Raw genomic sequence first — 16,406 nt, forward strand, 5'->3', positions numbered from 1 at the left:
ACGCGGGCGCCGTCTCACCCCCTCCGGTCGTACGCCGCCAGCCAGGCGTCCTCCGCCGCGTAGTCGAAGAGCTTCTCCCCGTACGACCGGAGCATGGCGGGGAAGGCCTTTGTCCAGTCCTGGTCCGCAAGCCGTGCGGCGATCCACTCGACCGTCTCCGGAAGCGACTGCACATAGCCGGTGACCGGCCGGTACCCGAGCTCACGCTCGGCGGCCGTCATGTCGTACACGATGGGGTGGGGGCTGCTCCAGGGCGTCCCGCCGACGCCGTCCTTCCCGGGCGGGCCCGCAATCAGCACGGTCGGGGTGCGGCGGCCGAGCACCGCGTCGACGGCCTCGCCGATCTCCGCGACCGTCGGCGCCTGCGGATCCCCGGCGTTCAGCACTCGCGAACCCGGGCGCAGGGCGGCGAGCCGGATCAGCTCGGCCAGGTTGGAGACATGGACCGGGTGGAAGCGGGACTCCCCACCGAACGCGAGCACCCGCCGGTCGCGGCCGTCCACGAGCCGCTTCACGAAATACAGCTCACGCGGTGAGCGGCAGTGCTTCCCGTGAATCGCCCCGGCCCGCAGCAGCGTCACCGGCAGTGCGTCCCCGGCGGCCAGCAGATCCCGCTCCAGCCGGATCTTCCGCGTCCCGTACGTCGTGTCACCGGCCGGCACGGTCCGCTGCGACTCCGGGATCGGCAGCGGATAGTGCGGAGCGCCATCGGGTTCGCCCTGTGTGTCGAAGCTGCGGCCCCGGTCGTCCTCGTACGTAGCACCGCTGGAGATCACCACCGCCGAACCGATCCGGTCCGCGAGACCGGTCAGCTGGCGGGCATGATCCGCGTCGTACGCCACCATGTCGACCAGTACGTCACAGCCGTCGCCCAGCGCCGCCGCGAGCGCCCCTTCGGCGTTGCGGTCCAGGGCGACCGTGCGCACCGATCCGTCCCACCCGGCGTCCCGGCCGCCGCCGAGCGAGGCGGCCGTCACCTCCCAGCCGTCCGCCACGAGCGACCGCACCGCCGCCCGCCCGATCTGTCCCGTCGCACCCAGCACCCATGCGTTTCCCGCGTTCATGGGATCGACGTTAGGTCCGGCCGGCCGCCCGGACCCGCGAAGTTCACCGAGCGCGGATCCGCTGTCAGCGTCGCCGCTTCGGGAACTTCTTGGACTGCGCCGCCTCTTCGGCCTGCGCGGCCTTCACCTTGCCCGCGTACTCGTCGACGTACTCCTGACCCGAGAGCCCCAGGATCGCGTACATGATCTCGTCGGTGACCGCCCGGACCGCGGCCTTCTGGTTCTCCAGCCCGGCGTAGCGGGAGAAGTCCAGCGGCTCACCGAAGCGGATGGTGACGCGCTTGATGCGCGGGACGACCTTTCCCGGCGGCTGGATCTCGAACGTACCCACCATCGCGCACGGCACCACGGGCACCTGTCCCTTGATCGCCATGACGGCTACGCCCACCTTGCCCTTGTAGAGCCGGCCGTCGTGCGAGCGGGTGCCCTCCGGGTAGATCCCCAGCAGTTCGCCCCGGCTCAGCACCCCGAGCCCCTCCCGGATCGCCGCCTGCCCGGCCTCCTTGCCGGAGCGGTCCACCGGGATCTGCCCGATGCTGCGGAAGAAAGCGGCGGTCAGCCGCCCCTTCACACCCGGCCCGGTGAAGTACTCGGCCTTGGCGAGGAAGGTGATGCGCCGTTTGAGGATCGCGGGCATCAGGAAGTGGTCGGAGAACGACAGATGGTTGCCGGCGACGATGGCCGCGCCGTCCTCCGGGATGTGCTCCAGACCCTCGATCCTGGGGCGGAAGAACAATCGGAGAAGCGGCCCGATGAAGACGTATTTGAGCACGTGATAGAACACGGGGCGGCTCCTAGGGCCTCTCGTCTGGATCATCCCTGGGATCGCCAGGGCACAGCTCCGGGAGGGCAGCCTATGTGCAGCCGTCGTCCGCTGCAGCCGTCTTCCTGACGTAGTCCTCGACCGCCGCGTCGAGTCCGATGTCGTGCTGGGCCTGCTCGGACAGGTGCCAGCGGTGTTCGAGGAGTTCGTGGTAGAGCTCGGCCGCGTCCATCCGGGCAGGCACATGGTCGCGCGCCGCGCGCACGGTGGGCCGGAAGATCTCCCGGACCCAGCGGTGGGCCAGCACCTCGGTGCGGGCACCCTGCCGGTCGCCCGGGGCGTAGTCGTGCTGGGTGGCCATCCAGCTCTCCAGGTCGCCCAGGAGCCGCCGCGCCTGGTTCTCCTCGGCGTCCATCCCGGTGAGCCGCAGGAGTTGGCGCTGGTGATGACCGGCGTCCACGACCTTGGGCACGAACGTGACCGTGTCTCCCTGGTCCGAGTGCGAGATCTGCATCTCGGCGACATCGAAACCCAGGTCGTTGAGGCGGCGGATCCGGCGCTCCATGTAGTGGTGCTTGCCCGCAGGGTAGACGGAGGTGCGGGTCAGCTCCGTCCACAGCGCCCGGTAGCGCTCCTCGATCTCCAGGCCGAACGCGATCGGGTCGATGGACGGATGCAGCGCGCCGGCCGCCTCCAGATCGAGCATCTCGCCACTGATGTTGACCCGGGCCAGCTCGATGTCGTACCCGCGCTGCCCGTCGCTCAGCCGGGGGTGCAGCTCACCGGTCTCGGCGTCCACGAGGTAGGCGGCGTACGCGCCCGCGTCCCGCCGGAACAGGGTGTTGGACAGCGAGCAGTCCCCCCAGGCGAACCCCGTCAGATGCAGCCGTACGAGCAGGACGGCCAGGGCGTCCATCAGGCGGTGCACCGTGCCGGGGCGCATGGTCGTCTCGAACATCGACCGGTAGGGCAGAGAACCGCCCAGATGACGGGTGATCAGAACCGGTTCCAGGGGCGAGCCGTCGGCCTCGGTCCGGCCGGTGACCACGGCGAGCGGGTCCACGGCGGGTATCCCGAGCCGGTCGAGCGTACGCAGGAGTCCGTACTCGCGCAGCGCCGGCCGCTCGGCCAGCTCCTTCACGGCCACGGTCTCCTCACCCGCTCGCGCGTAGCGCACCACGTGGCGGGAGATGCCGCGGGGGAGCGGCACGAGGTACTCGTCCGGCCACTGCTCCAGGGGGATGTGCCAGGGCAGTTCGAGCAGGAGGGCCGGGTGTTCGGGGTTGGTGGCGCTGATCTGCAGAGTCATGCGGTCACAGTCCCTGGGTCGAGCGGCGGATCCACCGTGATCGGACCCCGAAGGGGCGGTGCGGGTCAAGACCGGTGCCGGACCCGCACCACCACCCGTGGCATCAGTCCTTCAGGTGCTCCAGGATCCGGTGCATCCCGCTGTTCCAGTTCTCCTTGAGCGCCGCGACGGCCGCGTCGAGGTCGCCGCGTTGCAGACACTCGGCGATCCGCTCGTGTTCCTCCGCGGAACGCTCCAGGATGTCCTGGTCGCCCAGGGCCACCCGCTCGTAGCGGTGCATCGTCACCTTCAGGGAGGTGATCAGCTTCATCAGACGGTCGTTGGTGCAGCCCGACAGCAGCAGGTCGTGCCACGCGTCGTCGTAACGCTCTATGACGTCGTGCGGCGCCTGCGGGGCCGAGAACGCGCGGGCTTCCTCAAGGAGGCGCGGGGCCGTAGCCGCCAGATGCTCGGGATCGCTGGACTCCAGCGCGAGCGCCTCCAGCGTCGCGACGATCGCGGACAGGTCGCGGAACTCCTGAGCGCTGAGCGGCGTGAAGCGGAAGCCCTTGCCACGCTCGCTGGTGATGACGCCCTCACGCTCCAGCGTGATCAGTGCCTCGCGCAGCGGAGTACGGCTGACGCCGAGCTCGGTGGCGAGCTGCCCCTCGTTGATCGGGGAGTTGGTCGCGATCGTGCCGCGCCCGAGCCGCTTGATCAGTTCCTCCTTGACCTGTTCGCGCAGCGGGCGGTTTTCGATTGGCATGTGAGGCTGCCCTCCCCTTCGGTCCGGTCGATTATCCGCTACCGGCGGGTCACGCGGTACCGGCGCCGTCGACGGGGATGATCGCCCCGCTCAGGAACGCCGAGGCGTCGGAGGCGAGGAACGCCACGGTCTGTGCGATGTCCCGGGGCTGCCCGATCCGGCCGAGCGGCCGGTCCGCGGCGTCGGCGTAGAACGCGTCGGAGCTCTCGCCGAGCTGGCGGGCCTCCTCGGCGAGCATCCCGGTCGCCGTGTCGCCGGGGCAGACGCAGTTGACGCGGATGTTGTCGGGGCCGTGGTCGATGGCCATGGCGCGGGTCATGTTGACGACGGCACCCTTCGACGCGCAGTACGAGACGGCCCGGCCACCGCCGCGGATGCCCCACCCGGAGCCGGTGTTGACGATGGAGCCGCCGCCCCGGGCCGCCATCCCCGGGATCACCAGGCGGCTCATCAGCATCACCGAGCGGATGTTCACGGCCATCACCAGGTCCCAGTCGTCCTCGGTGATCTCGCAGACCGTGGAGCGGCGGATGATGCCGGCGTTGTTGAAGAGGACGTCCACGCCGCCGAACCGCTCCTCGGCCGTCCGCACGACGGCCTCGCAGTCCTCGCGCCGTGACACGTCGCAGCGCACGAAGGTTCCTCCGGTGTCCTTCGCGGTGCGTTCGCCACCGTCCGTGTCGATGTCGGCGATCACCACGCGCGCGCCGAGTTCGGCGAGGACCTGGGCGGTGGCGCGGCCGATGCCGGCTCCGCCGCCGGTGACGATCGCGCGCTTGCCGTCGAGGGAGATCATCGTGGGCTCCTTGTGTCCTGGGTGGGGGTGTCCGGGGTACGTGGTCACATGGCCAGGCGGTACAGCGAGGTGCGCCGCCTGCCGGTGATGACGGGAAGGTGGCCGGACAGCTCCGCGTCGAGCGCGTCGTCGCCGGTGTCGAGGAGTAGCGGGCGGCCGCCGAGCGCGGCCAGCTTGGCTTCCGTGCACAGCACCAGCAGGTGCTCGCGGCCGCCCGCCGCGCGCAGCACGCGTGGTGAGATCTGCTGGTTGCCGCGGCCGAGGAGGAACCCCTGGCCGCCGATGGGGGAGAGGGCGATCCGGGCAGGGCCGAGTGCCAGGAGGGTGTCCTCGCGGGCGTCGCGGGCCACGACCAGGGGCGGGCGGCCCGGCCGCAGGGCGAGCGCGTCGACCCCGGTGAGCGAGATGTCCGCGCCGAGCGCGGCCGCGACCGCCCGGGTGGTGCTGCCGGGACCGAGCACCAGCAGCCCGTCCCCGACCCGCTCGGCGACCTCGGCCGCGATCCCGCCGACCGCCTCGGGCGAGGCGGTGGTGCTGCCGGTCTTGCGCTGCTGCACCCGGACCGGGACGTCGGGGACGGGCAGCCACCCGTAGAGCCGGGAGGTGACGCGCCCCTCGGCCAGGGCCTTCTCGTCGCGGTCCATCACCTCGGAGTCCCGCAGCCGGACGCCGCCCGTGCGGGCGAGCCACGCCGCCGCGACCTCGCCCGCGGCACGCGGGCCGACGGCGAAGACGGCCGAGTGCATCTTGACGCCGGTCGGTATGCCGAGGACCGGACAGCGCACGTCGCCGAAGGCGCCGAGCACATCGCGCGCGGTGCCGTCGCCGCCGGCGAAGAGCAGCAGGTCGACGCCCTCGGCCACGACCGCCCGCACCGCGGCGGCGGTGTCCGCGGCCGAGGTGTCCCGCCCGGTGCCCGCGGTGTACACGACCCGCCCCGCGAGCCCGGCCGCGGCGACGGAGTCGGCGCCCAGGGGGCCGGCGGCGGTGAGGACGAGGAGTGCGGGGGGTGTTGCTCCGCCCCGCGGCCCGGGGTCGGTCAACACAGCCCGACGCACGGCCAGTTCACCCAGGGCGGCGGCTGCGCGCGCTCCCGCCTGCGGGCGTGCGCCCAGCGAGAGTGCCACGCGCGGACGGTCGGGGCCGTCGGTGCCGCCCAGGCCCACCCGGCCGCCGAGTCCGGCGACCGGATTGACCACCAGACCGATCCGTGTCACCGGCCGGCCTCACCGAGCACCTTGCGGCGGTAGGCGCGCCAGGAGACCGCCCAGGTCGCCGGGTCGTCCAGCGCCTGGGGGCGTACCCGGTGGATCGTCGAACGGTGCGGTGCGGTGCGTACGGTCTCCGGGTCCTCGTACGCCTCGCGGGCGATCTCGGCGAGGATCGCCGCGTACTCGTCGAGGTCGGCGCGCGTGTAGGACTCGGTCGGCTCCAGCGTCATGGGTTCCGGCACCACGTACGGGTGGTGGCTGGTCCAGTAGTGCGTGCCGAAGTCCGCGGCGCGCAGGCCGATGTCCTCGGAGTGCAGGCCGGTGTCCTCGTGGAGCTTCTCCCAGCTGTAGCGGACCTGCTCCACGCGCGGGCGTCCGGCCGCGTACGGCACGGAGACGCCCGGGATCTGCCGGACCTTGTGGAGCAGATAGTTGTTGTTGAGCACGGCCGTCTCGGCGGCGGCCCGCAGCCCCTCCGCACCGAGCGACATGATCCACGCGTAGGCGCGTACCAGGTTCGGCACGACGCCGTAGAACGGCCGCATCTTGCCGACCGACTCGGGCCGGTCGTCGTCCAGCCGGTACACACCGGTCTCCTGGTCGAACTCGACGGTCGGGCGCGGGAGGTACGGGGCCAGCTCCTCGGTGACGGCACAGGCGCCCGCCGCCGGTCCGCCGCACGCGTGCGGGGTCGAGAACGTCTTGTGCAGATTGAAGTGGCACAGGTCGAAGCCAGCGTCCCGGGCCCGGGTGATGCCGAGGATGCCGTTCGCGTTGGCCTGGTCGTACGAGCACAGGCCGCCCGCCTCGTGCACGATCCGTACGAACTCCTCGATGCGCGGGTTGTAGATCCCGGTGTCCTCGGGGTTGGTGATCAGGAGCGCCGCCGTGCGCGGGCCGACCGCCGCCCTCAGCGCCTCGATGTCGGGGTAGCCGTCCGCGTCCGGGTGGAGGGTGATGACCTTGAAGCCGGCCGTCTTCGCGCAGGCGGCGTTGGACGGGTGGGAGAAGATCGTCGTGATGACCTCGTCGCGCTGGTCCAGCTCGCCGCGCGCGGCGAAGTGGGCGCGGATCATGGCGACGTTGGTGTAGATCGCGGCGGAGCCCGCGCCTGGCTGGAGCGAGACCCGGTCCATGCCGGAGATCTCCTTCAGCAGCTGCTCCAGGCTGTGGATGATCCCGAGGACGCCCTGTACCGTGTCCTCGTCCTGGAGCGGGTGGAGCGCCGCGATCCGGGGGTCGCGGACGAACTGGTCATTGACCTTGGGGCTGTACTTCATGGTGCAGGTGCCCTGGCCGACGTCGATGTTGAGATCGGCGCCGAGGTTCTCCTGCGACAGGCGCAAGTAGTGGCGCAGCACCTGCTGCTGGGACATCTCCGGCAGGGCGGGCGGCTCGGCGCGGCGCAGGGCGGCGGGGATCACGGGCAGCGCGACGGACGGGTCCGCGGCCGGTACGAGGACGCCCCGCTCACCCGGCGAACCGAGCTCGAAGATCAGCTTCTCGTCCCAGGACGCCTGCTGGAACCGGCGCAGCCGAGGCTTCGGAGTGATGCGCGCCTCCTCGGGGGAGACGGGCACGGGCGCGTGCGAGGCGGTCACTTGACGATCTCCTTCAGGGTCGCGGCGAGCCGGTCGATGTCGGCCCTGGTGTGGACTTCGGTGACGCAGTAAGCGGCTTCATGGATGCCGGTCGGTGTGGAGCCGAAGATGCCCCGCTCCTTGAGTTCGGCGCGGATCTCGGCGGCGGTCCTCCCGCCCGTGTAGCGGACGGTGAAGTCGGCGAAGTGCAGGGCGTCTCCGTAGGGGACCTCGATGCCGGGTACCTCGGAGAGGCTCCTGCGGGCGTACGCCGTGAGCGCGAGGATCGTCTCGCCGATCTCCCGCATGCCCTGCGGTCCCATCAGCGCGAGATAGACCCCGGCACCGATGCCGTGCAGCGCGGCGGCCGTCCCGACCCACTCCTTGCCCTCCTCGCGCAGCGCGAACGAGGTCCGCTCGTAGGCGACGTCACCGAAGCCGTACTCGCCCTCGACACTCGTCGGCACCAGGCCGAACAGCCGCGACGGGTACTCGGCGACCAGCCTCTCCTCGTCGCGGGTCGCGATGAAGCCCGCGTTGCCGCCGCCGAAGCTCTGGTGCAGGCCCAGCGGCTGGATGTCGCCGCACGCGATGTCGGCGCCGTACGCGGTGGGCGGCGCGAGCACGCCGAGCGTGAGCGGATTGCAGCCCACCACGTACAACGCACCCGCCTCATGGGCGAGTTCGGCGAGGCGGGGGAGCGCCTCGTCGACGATTCCGAGCGCGGACGGGCTGTCCGCGTACACCGCCGCGATGTCGCCCGCGGCGAGCGCCTCGCGCACTGCGCCGAGGTCGGCGCAGCCGGTGTCCGCGTCGACCGGGATCACCGTCACATCGTGGTCGGGGCGTACGTAGTCACGGATGCGGGAGAGCTTGTCGGCGTCGATCGCGGTGGCGACGAGCACCCGGCGGCGGCCGGTGATCCGGCCGGCCATGCGCAGCGCGGTGCCCGAGGCCTGGAAGCCGTCGTACACCGGGACGTTGACGATCTCCACGTCGAGCAGCTCGGCCATCATCGACTGGTACTCCCACAGCGCCTGGAAGCGGCCGTGGTCCTCGTAGGGCTCGCCCGCGTAGGCCGTGAGGAACTCGCTGCGGTTGACCACCTCGTCCACGACCGCCGGTACGTGGTGCTGGTAGCAACCGGACCCGAGGAAGCTGAGCGCCTGTCGCGTCGAGGTGTTGCGTCCCAGCAACCCCTCCATGTGACGGGTGAGTTCGGCTTCCGAACGCAGTGGGGCCGGCAGGTCGAGGGGGCGGTGCAGCCGGATGCCGTCCGGGATGTCGGCGTAGAAGTCCTCGACGCCCGCGGCGCCGATCTCCTCCAGCATCGCCTGCCGCACGGCCGGCACGGCGTTGGGAATGTAGGGATGGGCGTAGGGGGGAACGAAGTCCTGGGATGACGTCATGCCGCGCCTTTCGCGTGAGCCGACTCGGTCGGTCCGGTCATGAATCACAGCAACAAAAGTCTTTGGCTGTACACCTCTTGACGGCAGGCTCCGTCATTCAGTGTTCTGAATACAGCATTAGGCATTCAGGCTCCAGGAGGCAAGAGTGTCAACGAGACCCACCCGACGGGTTGTTCTGGCCACAGGTTTCGCGACCGCGGCGTCGTCCCTGGTCAGTGGATGTGCCATGGGCGGCGCGGGAGGCGGAGAGGCCCGGGACATCGAGGACGGCGGAGGGGGCAAGGTCAGCGGCAGCATCACCGTCTGGTCGTGGGACGTGGCCGCCAAGGCCATGAAGCGCCTCGCCGGCGCCTTCGAGCAGCGCCACCCCGGCACCACCGTCGACATCGTCGACATCGGCTACGACAACGCCTACGACAAGATCACCGTGGGCCTGCGCGGGGGCACGGGCCTTGCCGACGTCCTCACGGTCGAGGGCAGCTACATGCCGCGCTACGCCGGGAACTTCCCCAGCGGCTTCTACGACCTGACGAGCCTCGGCGGCCGCTACGGAGGTGACTTCGACCGCGCCGCCTGGCGCACCGTCACCGGCAAGGACAGCGCGGTCCTCGCCCTGCCCTGGGACATCGGCCCCTGCGCGCTCTACTACCGCAGGGACCACTTCCGCGCCGCGGGGGTCGACCCCGCCTCGCTGCTGACGTGGGACGACTACGTGGCAGCGGGCGTCCGCATCAAGAAGGCCACCGGCCGCAAGCTGCTCATCATGGACTCCACGGACGCCGGGATCCTGCCGATGCTGCTCCAGCAGCAGGGCCAGTCCTACTTCAAGGGGGGCCGGGTCGCCGTCGACACCCCGGAGGCCGTCAAGTCCCTCACCCTGATGAAGACCCTGCACGACAAGGGGCTCGTCGCCTACGAGAAGGGCTGGGACGGGCTCGTCACCGGCACCAAGGAGGGCAAGGCCGTCACCACGCCCACCGCCGCCTGGTGGACGGGCACGCTCACCGACGAGATGCCGGAGCTGAAGGGCAGGTTCGGAGTGGTGCCGCTGCCCGGCTTCACCACCGACGGCATCCGCACCTCCAACATCGGCGGCTCCACGCTCTGCGTACCCGCGCAGAGCAAGAACCCACGCCTCGCCTGGGCATTCATCCAGTTCCTGCTCACCGGCAGGGCGAACCAGGTCTCCATGCTCAAACGCGAGGGACTCTTCCCCGCCTACCTGCCCGCGCTCGACGACCCGTACCTGAGCGAGAAGCAGGAGTACTTCGGCGGACAGGCGGCCCTCGACGTGTTCGCCCGGCTGGCCCGCAACATCCCGCCGGTCGAGAACAACAAGGACGACGCCAAGGCCTCCGACATCATGGTCTCCGCCGTCACCGGCGTGATGCTGCGCGGCAAGGACCCGCGCGCCGCCCTCGACTCGGCCGCGCGGCAGCTCGCCACCGCCACCGGCCGCGAAAGGGTGAAGTAGCCCGATGGCCGTCCACACCGCCCACGAACGGCCGGTCGCCCCCGCCCGCGCCCCGGCCGCGGCACGCCGCAGACGCCGACGGCCCACCGCCTGGATCTTCGCCGGGCCCGCGGCCGTCCTCTTCGTGCTCTTCTTCGCCTATCCGCTGGGCGCCAGCCTCCTGCAGAGCTTCACCACCGAGGACGCCGGAGCCACCCACTGGGCCGGACTCGACCAGTACCGGCGCATGATCGACGACCCCGCCTTCCTGGAGTCCCTGTTCAACACCGGGGTCATCCTCGTCGTGCAGGTCCCCGTGATGATCGGCCTGGCACTCGTCCTCGCCGTCCTGCTCAACCAGTCCTGGCTGCGCTTCCGCGGCACCTGGCGGGCCGTCTACTTCCTGCCCGCCGTCACCACACTCGTCGCCTACGCCGTCGTCTTCCAGGTCCTCCTCAAGACCGACGGCGGCCTCGTCAACCAGATCCTCGGTGCCGTCGGCATCGGCCAGGTCGACTGGCTCAACAGTCCCACCTGGGCCCGCGTCTCCCTGATCGCCTCCCTCACCTGGCGCTGGACCGGCTACAACGCCGTCATCCTGCTCGCCGGACTCCAGTCCATCGGCAAGGAACAGTACGAGGCCGCCGCCATCGACGGCGCCACCACTTTCTCCACGTACAGCAGGGTGATCCTGCCGCAGCTGCGCCCCGTCGTCCTGTTCTGCGTGATCACCTCCACCATCGGAACGCTCCAGCTCTTCGACGAGAACTACGTCCTCACCCGCGGAGGCCCCGACGACGCCACCCTCACCCCGGTCGTCTACCTCTACAAGGTCGGCTTCCAGCAGCTCGACTTCGGCTACGCCGCCGCCATCGCCTGGGTGGTCGTCGCCCTCATCGCCGCGATCTCCGCCCTCCAGTACGTCGCCTTCGGAAGGGAGCGCCGCCGGTGAACGCCCTCCAGCAGGCCCCCGTACGCATCCACCCGGCCCGGCGCCTGGGCCGCTATGCCGTGAGGCTGCTGCTCGCGGCCGGTGCCGTCGTCAGCCTGGTGCCGTTCCTCTGGATGGCGATCGCCGCGACACACTCCACGTCCGACCTGTTCCATTCACCGCCGCCGTTCCTGCCGGGCGGCCGGCTGCTCGACAACCTGGTGCGGCTCCAGGACACCATCGGCTTCGGCCGGGTCCTCCTCAACAGCGTGGGCATCGCCGTCGTCCACACCGCGCTCAGCTCACTGATCTCCGCCATGTGCGGCTACGGACTCGCCAAGTACCGCTTCCGCGGCCGGGGACTGCTGCTCGGCGTCGTGCTCGCCACCATGATGATCCCGTTCCAGGTACTGCTCGTGCCGCTGTTCCAGATGATGGCGAGCGTCGGCTGGATCGACTCCTACCAGGCGGTGATCCTGCCGTTCCTGGCGAACTCCTTCGGCATCCTCCTGATGCGGCAGAGCTTCGTCGACTTCCCCGACGAGCTCCTCGAATCGGCCCGGATCGACGGCTCCGGCGAACTTCGCACCTTCTACCAGGTGGTGCTGCCATGCGTGCGCCCGCAACTCGGCGCCCTGGTCATCTTCACGTTCATGGCGCAGTGGAACAGCTTCATCTGGCCCCTGCTCATGCTCAACTCGGAGGACAAATACACCGTGCCCGTCGCGCTCAACACCCTCACGGGGCTCTCCCACGTCGACTACTCCGGACTGATGCTCGGCTCGCTCCTCGCCACGCTTCCGCTGATGCTCCTCTTCCTGCTGTTCCAGCGGCAGTTCGTGGCCGGACTGCTCGGCGGGGCGGTGAAGGGATGACCCGCGCGACCCGCGTCCCTGGCATCCTCTACGGCGGTGACTACAACCCCGAGCAGTGGCCCGAGGAAGTCTGGGCCGAGGACGCCGCCCTGATGCGTGAGGCCGGGGTCACGATGGTGACCGTCGGCGTCTTCTCCTGGGCCCGGCTCCAACCCTCCCCGGACACCTGGGACTTCGCCTGGTTCGACCGGCTCCTCGACCTGCTGCACGCCCACGGCATCGCCGTCGACCTGGCCACCGCGACCGCGTCACCGCCCGCCTGGCTGGTACGCGCCCACCCGGAGATCCTGCCGGTCACGGCCGACGGCGTGCGCCTCGAATTCGGCTCCCGCCAGCACTACTGCCCCTCCTCGCCCGAGTACCGCGCCGCCGCACTCCGCCTCACCCGCACCCTCGCCGAACGCTACGCACGACACCCGGCGCTCGCCCTGTGGCACATCCACAACGAGTACGGCGACCACATCACCGAATGCTTCTGCGCCCGCTCGGCCGACCACTTCCGCACCTGGCTGACCGACCGTTACGGCACCGTCGAAGCCCTGAACCACGCCTGGGGAACGGCCTTCTGGTCCCAGCGCTACGGCAGTTACGACGAGATCGAGCCGCCGCGCACCGCACCCGGACCCGTCAACCCGACACAGCTCCTGGACTGGCGGCGCTTCAGCTCCGACGCCCTTCTCGAATGCCACCGCGCCGAACGCGAGGCACTGCGCGACATCAGCCCGGACATCCCGGCCACCACCAACTTCATGTCGATGTTCAAGGCACTCGACTACTGGAAGTGGGCGGAGCACGAGGACGTCGTCTCCGACGACGCCTACCCGGACCCCGCCGACCCGCACGCCCACGCCAACGCCGCCCTCAACTACGACCTCATGCGCTCCCTCAAGGGCGGCCGGCCCTGGCTGCTCCTCGAACAGGCACCGTCCGCAGTCAGCTGGAGGCCGGTCAACGTCCCCAAGAAGCCCGGACTGCAACGCCTCTGGTCGCTCCAGGCACTGGCCCGCGGCGCCGACGGCATCATGTACTTCCAGTGGCGCGCCTCGCGCGCCGGCGCCGAGAAATACCACAGCGCACTGCTCCCGCACCGCGGCACCGCCTCCCGGGGCTGGCGCGAAACCGTTCGCTTCGGCGCCGAACTCGCCCGGCTCGGTGAGGTCGCAGGCACCACCACCCCGGCGGACGTGGCGATCGTCCTGGACTGGGACTCCTGGTGGGCCCTGGAGGCCGAGGACCACCCCTCCACCCGGATGCGCTGGCGCGACCTGCTGCGCCCCTGGTACGCGGCGCTGCACACCCGTGCCGTCTCCGTCGACTTCGTGCCCCCGCACGCCGGCCTCGACGGCTACCGGGCCGTCCTCGCCCCCAACCTCCACCTGCTGCGACCCGAGCACGCCGCACGCATCGCCGCCTACGTGCACGGCGGCGGCCACTTCGTCTGCGGCCCTTTCAGCGGCGTCGTCGACGGCCACGACCACATCCACGACGGCGGCGCACCGGGACCGCTGCGGGACGTGCTCGGCGTGTCCGTCGACGAGTTCTGGCCGGTCCCCGACGGCGCCGAGGTGCCCCTGGCCTCCGGCGTACGAGCCACCCTGTGGAGCGAGTGGATCGAGCCCGAGGGCCCGGACACGGAGATCGTCGACACGTACGCGGCCGGCGAGCTGACCGGCCGCCCCGCAGTCACCCGCCACCACTACGGCACCGGCACCGCGTGGTACGCCGGCGCCCACCTCGGCGACGGCATCGCCGCCGTGCTCGACGAAGCGCTGCGGGCGGCGGGCGTACGCCCCGTGCTCGATGTACCCGAGGGCGTCGAGGCGACCGTGCGCTCCGGCGCACAGGGCACGTACCTCTTCGTCCTCAACCACGGCGACCACGACGCCCGGACGCCACTGACCGGCCGCTACGGGGCCGGCGGCACCGATCTGCTCACCGGCGCCGCCGTCCGCGACCATCTCGACCTCGGCCCGCTCGGCGCCGCCGTCCTGCGCATCGCCACCGACTCCCCTGAAGGGACCGCGAAATGACCCGCCGGAGAGACCGACACATCACCGCCCACCGACCCCTGAGCGCCCTGACCGCGCTCCTGCTGGCCGGCGGCGCCCTCGCCGTACCGCAGACGGCCGCCGCCCACGGACACCCGAAACCCCCGCCCGCCTACGCCGACGTCCTCGACCTGCACGGCACCCCCACCACCGCCCAGCCCGGCGACGACGAGGACAACAACCCCGTCACCGTCTTCGCCGACCGGGGTGCCTGGCACGCCTACGCCCTGCCGGAAGCCGGTGACAAGGACGCGTACGGCGGCTTCTCCGGGCCTCTCTACATCGCCCAGGAATACCCCTGGTGGCTCAGCAAGTCCTTCAGCCGCATCCGCCTCACCGAGCACGGCCGCGCCCTGGACCTGGCCGGCGGCGGCGCACCCCGCTCCACCTCGCTCCCGGGCCGGCTCCTCCAGACCTACGATCTCGGCCGCGGTCTGCGCCTCACCCTCGAACTCCGTTTTGCCACCGACCGCAGCGCCCTGGTCAGGGCCGAGGTCCACAACACCGGCCCGGCCACCCGCATACTCGGCGCCGACTGGGCGGGCAGCCTGCTGCGGCCGGCCGACAAGCCGATGCGCGACGCGCCGTCGCTGACCGCCACCGGCTCCGGCGTCGGGGTCGACTTCGCGAAGCTCCGCGAGACCTGGGACTACCTCACCGACGGCACGGAACGCTTCGAGGTCACCCACAAGGACCGCGTCCGCACGACAGTGGACGGCGACACGTACCGCACCGAGGCCGTGAAGCCGGTGACCCTGGCGCCCGGCCGCTCGCACAGCTTCGACTGGACCGAGTCCTACACCTTCACCGCCGCCGAGCGCACCGAGGAGAAGGCGAGGGTCCGTGACGTACTGGCCCGCCCCGCCTCCGTGGTGTCCGCGTCGGACGCGCGCTGGCGCGGTTATGTCGCCGGGGTGACCCGGGGCGTCCCGGCGGACCGGCGGCGCACGGCCGTGAAGTCCCTCCAGACCCTCGTCACCAACTGGCGCAGCGCGGCGGGACAGATCAAGCACGACGGCATCACACCGTCGATCTCCTACAAGTGGTTCACCGGCGGCATCTGGGCCTGGGACACCTGGAAGCAGGCGGTGGGCACGGCACGCTTCGCGCCCGGCCTGGCCCAGTCGCAGATCCGCGCCATGTTCGACTGGCAGGTGAGCCCGGACTCCAGGACCCGCCCGCAGGACGCCGGAATGATCCCCGATGTCATCTTCTACAACGACCCCGAACGCGGCGGCGGCAACTGGAACGAGCGCAACTCCAAGCCCCCGCTGGCGGCCTGGGCCGTGTGGGAGGTGTACGCGAAGAGCGGGGACCGGGCGTTCCTGCGCGAGATGTACCCGAAGCTCGTCGCGTACCAGGACTGGTGGTACCGCAACCGGGACCACGACCACAACGGTCTCGCCGAGTACGGAGCCACCGTCGACCCGGCCAACGACTCCCCCGAGGAGCGACGCCTCGCCGCCGCCTGGGAGAGCGGCATGGACAACGCACCCCGCTTCGACGCCACCCTCGGCACCGGAACCGTCGCCAACAGGGCCGCCGACGGAACGCTCCTCGGCTACTCCATCGACCAGGAATCCGTCGACCTGAACTCCTATCTCGCCGCGGACCAGGGCTACTTGGCGCGGATAGCGGGGGCGATCGGCCGGGGCGCCGACGCCAGGCAGTGGAAGCAGCGCTCCACCACCACCTCCGACGCGGTGCGCGACACGATGTACGACCCCGCCGACGGCTGGTTCCACGACATCGCGCTCGGCACCGGCGCACCACTCACGGCCCGCGGCCGCGGTATCGAGGGCGCCGTCCCGCTGTGGACCGGCACCGCGTCAGCAGCACAGGCCCGCGCCGTGCGCGACAGACTGACGGACCCGGCGGAGTTCGCCACGACCGTCCCCTTCCCGACCGTGGCGAAGAGCTCGCCCTACTTCTCGCCGACCGCGTACTGGCGCGGCCCCGTCTGGTTCGACCAGGCATACTTCGCCCTCGGCGGCCTGCGCCGCTACGGCTACGCCAGGGACGCGGACGCCCTGACGGACCGGCTCCTCACCCGTGCCTCGGGCCTCACGGGCGACGGGCCGATCATGGAGAACTACGACCCGACCACCGGGGCACCGCTCAACTCACCCAACTTCAGCTGGTCCGCGGCGCTGTTGCTGCCGATGCTGACGCGCGACGAGTAGGCGAGGGCGGTCGGCTACGGCCCTCGGAGCGCGCGGGGG

At 71.0% G+C, this 16,406-nt stretch carries 13 protein-coding genes; 5 read left to right on the forward strand and 8 right to left on the reverse strand.

Annotated elements, in window-relative coordinates:
- Positions 1–14: 14 nt before the first annotated feature.
- The 8 genes from ACFVH0_RS10100 to gcvPA all read right to left on the reverse strand — a co-directional run bounded on the left by ACFVH0_RS10100 (position 15) and on the right by gcvPA (position 8,877).
- Positions 15–1,064 carry an NAD-dependent epimerase/dehydratase family protein gene (locus ACFVH0_RS10100; protein WP_385819115.1) on the reverse strand — a complete coding sequence of 350 codons (1,050 nt, stop codon included), beginning with the start codon at positions 1,062–1,064 and terminating at the stop codon, positions 15–17.
- A gap of 64 nt (positions 1,065–1,128) precedes the next feature.
- A complete protein-coding gene (locus ACFVH0_RS10105; protein WP_385819116.1) occupies positions 1,129–1,848 on the reverse strand; it encodes a lysophospholipid acyltransferase family protein in 720 nt (239 codons plus the stop codon).
- A gap of 70 nt (positions 1,849–1,918) precedes the next feature.
- The gene (locus ACFVH0_RS10110; protein WP_385819117.1) at positions 1,919–3,136 is read right to left on the reverse strand and encodes a DUF4032 domain-containing protein; all 1,218 of its coding nucleotides are present in this window, start codon (positions 3,134–3,136) and stop codon (positions 1,919–1,921) included.
- A 103-nt stretch (positions 3,137–3,239) separates the two neighbouring features.
- Positions 3,240–3,881 carry a GntR family transcriptional regulator gene (locus ACFVH0_RS10115; RefSeq protein ID WP_266422811.1) on the reverse strand — a complete coding sequence of 214 codons (642 nt, stop codon included), beginning with the start codon at positions 3,879–3,881 and terminating at the stop codon, positions 3,240–3,242.
- 49 nt (positions 3,882–3,930) lie between these two features.
- Entirely contained in the window at positions 3,931–4,677 is a 747-nt protein-coding gene (locus ACFVH0_RS10120) for an SDR family NAD(P)-dependent oxidoreductase (RefSeq protein ID WP_259930275.1), read from the reverse strand.
- Positions 4,678–4,721: 44 nt separating this feature from the next.
- Complete coding sequence (locus ACFVH0_RS10125) at positions 4,722–5,894, reverse strand: ATP-NAD kinase family protein (RefSeq protein WP_385819118.1); 1,173 nt, start codon at positions 5,892–5,894, stop codon at positions 4,722–4,724.
- Positions 5,891–7,489: an aminomethyl-transferring glycine dehydrogenase subunit GcvPB gene (gene gcvPB, locus ACFVH0_RS10130; protein WP_385819119.1), complete on the reverse strand. Its 1,599-nt coding sequence runs from the start codon at positions 7,487–7,489 to the stop codon at positions 5,891–5,893. Before gcvPB ends, ACFVH0_RS10125 begins: the two co-directional genes overlap by 4 nt.
- Positions 7,486–8,877, reverse strand: coding sequence for an aminomethyl-transferring glycine dehydrogenase subunit GcvPA (gene gcvPA / locus ACFVH0_RS10135; protein WP_385819120.1), 1,392 nt, complete (start codon positions 8,875–8,877; stop codon positions 7,486–7,488). The genes gcvPB and gcvPA overlap by 4 nt, the downstream gene beginning before the upstream one ends.
- A 226-nt stretch (positions 8,878–9,103) precedes the next feature.
- Here gcvPA and ACFVH0_RS10140 point away from each other — a divergent pair, with 226 nt between their 5' ends.
- The 5 genes from ACFVH0_RS10140 to ACFVH0_RS10160 are packed head-to-tail and all read left to right on the forward strand — an operon-like array spanning position 9,104 to position 16,367.
- A complete protein-coding gene (locus ACFVH0_RS10140) occupies positions 9,104–10,351 on the forward strand; it encodes an ABC transporter substrate-binding protein (protein ID WP_385819121.1) in 1,248 nt (415 codons plus the stop codon).
- Between the two features lie 4 nt (positions 10,352–10,355).
- Complete coding sequence (locus tag ACFVH0_RS10145) at positions 10,356–11,282, forward strand: carbohydrate ABC transporter permease (RefSeq protein ID WP_385819122.1); 927 nt, start codon at positions 10,356–10,358, stop codon at positions 11,280–11,282.
- Positions 11,279–12,136, forward strand: coding sequence for a carbohydrate ABC transporter permease (locus ACFVH0_RS10150; protein ID WP_385819123.1), 858 nt, complete (start codon positions 11,279–11,281; stop codon positions 12,134–12,136). The genes ACFVH0_RS10145 and ACFVH0_RS10150 overlap by 4 nt, the downstream gene beginning before the upstream one ends.
- Complete coding sequence (locus ACFVH0_RS10155) at positions 12,133–14,166, forward strand: beta-galactosidase (RefSeq protein ID WP_385819124.1); 2,034 nt, start codon at positions 12,133–12,135, stop codon at positions 14,164–14,166. The genes ACFVH0_RS10150 and ACFVH0_RS10155 overlap by 4 nt, the downstream gene beginning before the upstream one ends.
- Entirely contained in the window at positions 14,163–16,367 is a 2,205-nt protein-coding gene (locus ACFVH0_RS10160) for a trehalase family glycosidase (RefSeq protein ID WP_385819125.1), read from the forward strand. Before ACFVH0_RS10155 ends, ACFVH0_RS10160 begins: the two co-directional genes overlap by 4 nt.
- Positions 16,368–16,406 lie beyond the last annotated feature (39 nt).

Source organism: Streptomyces sp. NPDC127117, from assembly GCF_042677325.1.
Lineage (GTDB): Bacteria > Actinomycetota > Actinomycetes > Streptomycetales > Streptomycetaceae > Streptomyces.

Excerpts from the sequence above, each read along its gene's own strand:
- ACFVH0_RS10100 (WP_385819115.1), bottom strand. The coding sequence starts at position 1,064 with ATGAACGCGGGAAACGCATGGGTGCTGGGTGCGACGGGACAGATCGGG.
- ACFVH0_RS10110 (WP_385819117.1), bottom strand. The coding sequence starts at position 3,136 with ATGACTCTGCAGATCAGCGCCACCAACCCCGAACACCCGGCCCTCCTG.
- ACFVH0_RS10115 (WP_266422811.1), bottom strand. The coding sequence starts at position 3,881 with ATGCCAATCGAAAACCGCCCGCTGCGCGAACAGGTCAAGGAGGAACTG.
- ACFVH0_RS10120 (WP_259930275.1), bottom strand. The coding sequence starts at position 4,677 with ATGATCTCCCTCGACGGCAAGCGCGCGATCGTCACCGGCGGCGGAGCC.
- gcvPA (WP_385819120.1), bottom strand. The coding sequence starts at position 8,877 with ATGACGTCATCCCAGGACTTCGTTCCCCCCTACGCCCATCCCTACATT.
- ACFVH0_RS10140 (WP_385819121.1), top strand. The coding sequence starts at position 9,104 with ATGGGCGGCGCGGGAGGCGGAGAGGCCCGGGACATCGAGGACGGCGGA.
- ACFVH0_RS10145 (WP_385819122.1), top strand. The coding sequence starts at position 10,356 with ATGGCCGTCCACACCGCCCACGAACGGCCGGTCGCCCCCGCCCGCGCC.
- ACFVH0_RS10155 (WP_385819124.1), top strand. The coding sequence starts at position 12,133 with ATGACCCGCGCGACCCGCGTCCCTGGCATCCTCTACGGCGGTGACTAC.
- ACFVH0_RS10160 (WP_385819125.1), top strand. The coding sequence starts at position 14,163 with ATGACCCGCCGGAGAGACCGACACATCACCGCCCACCGACCCCTGAGC.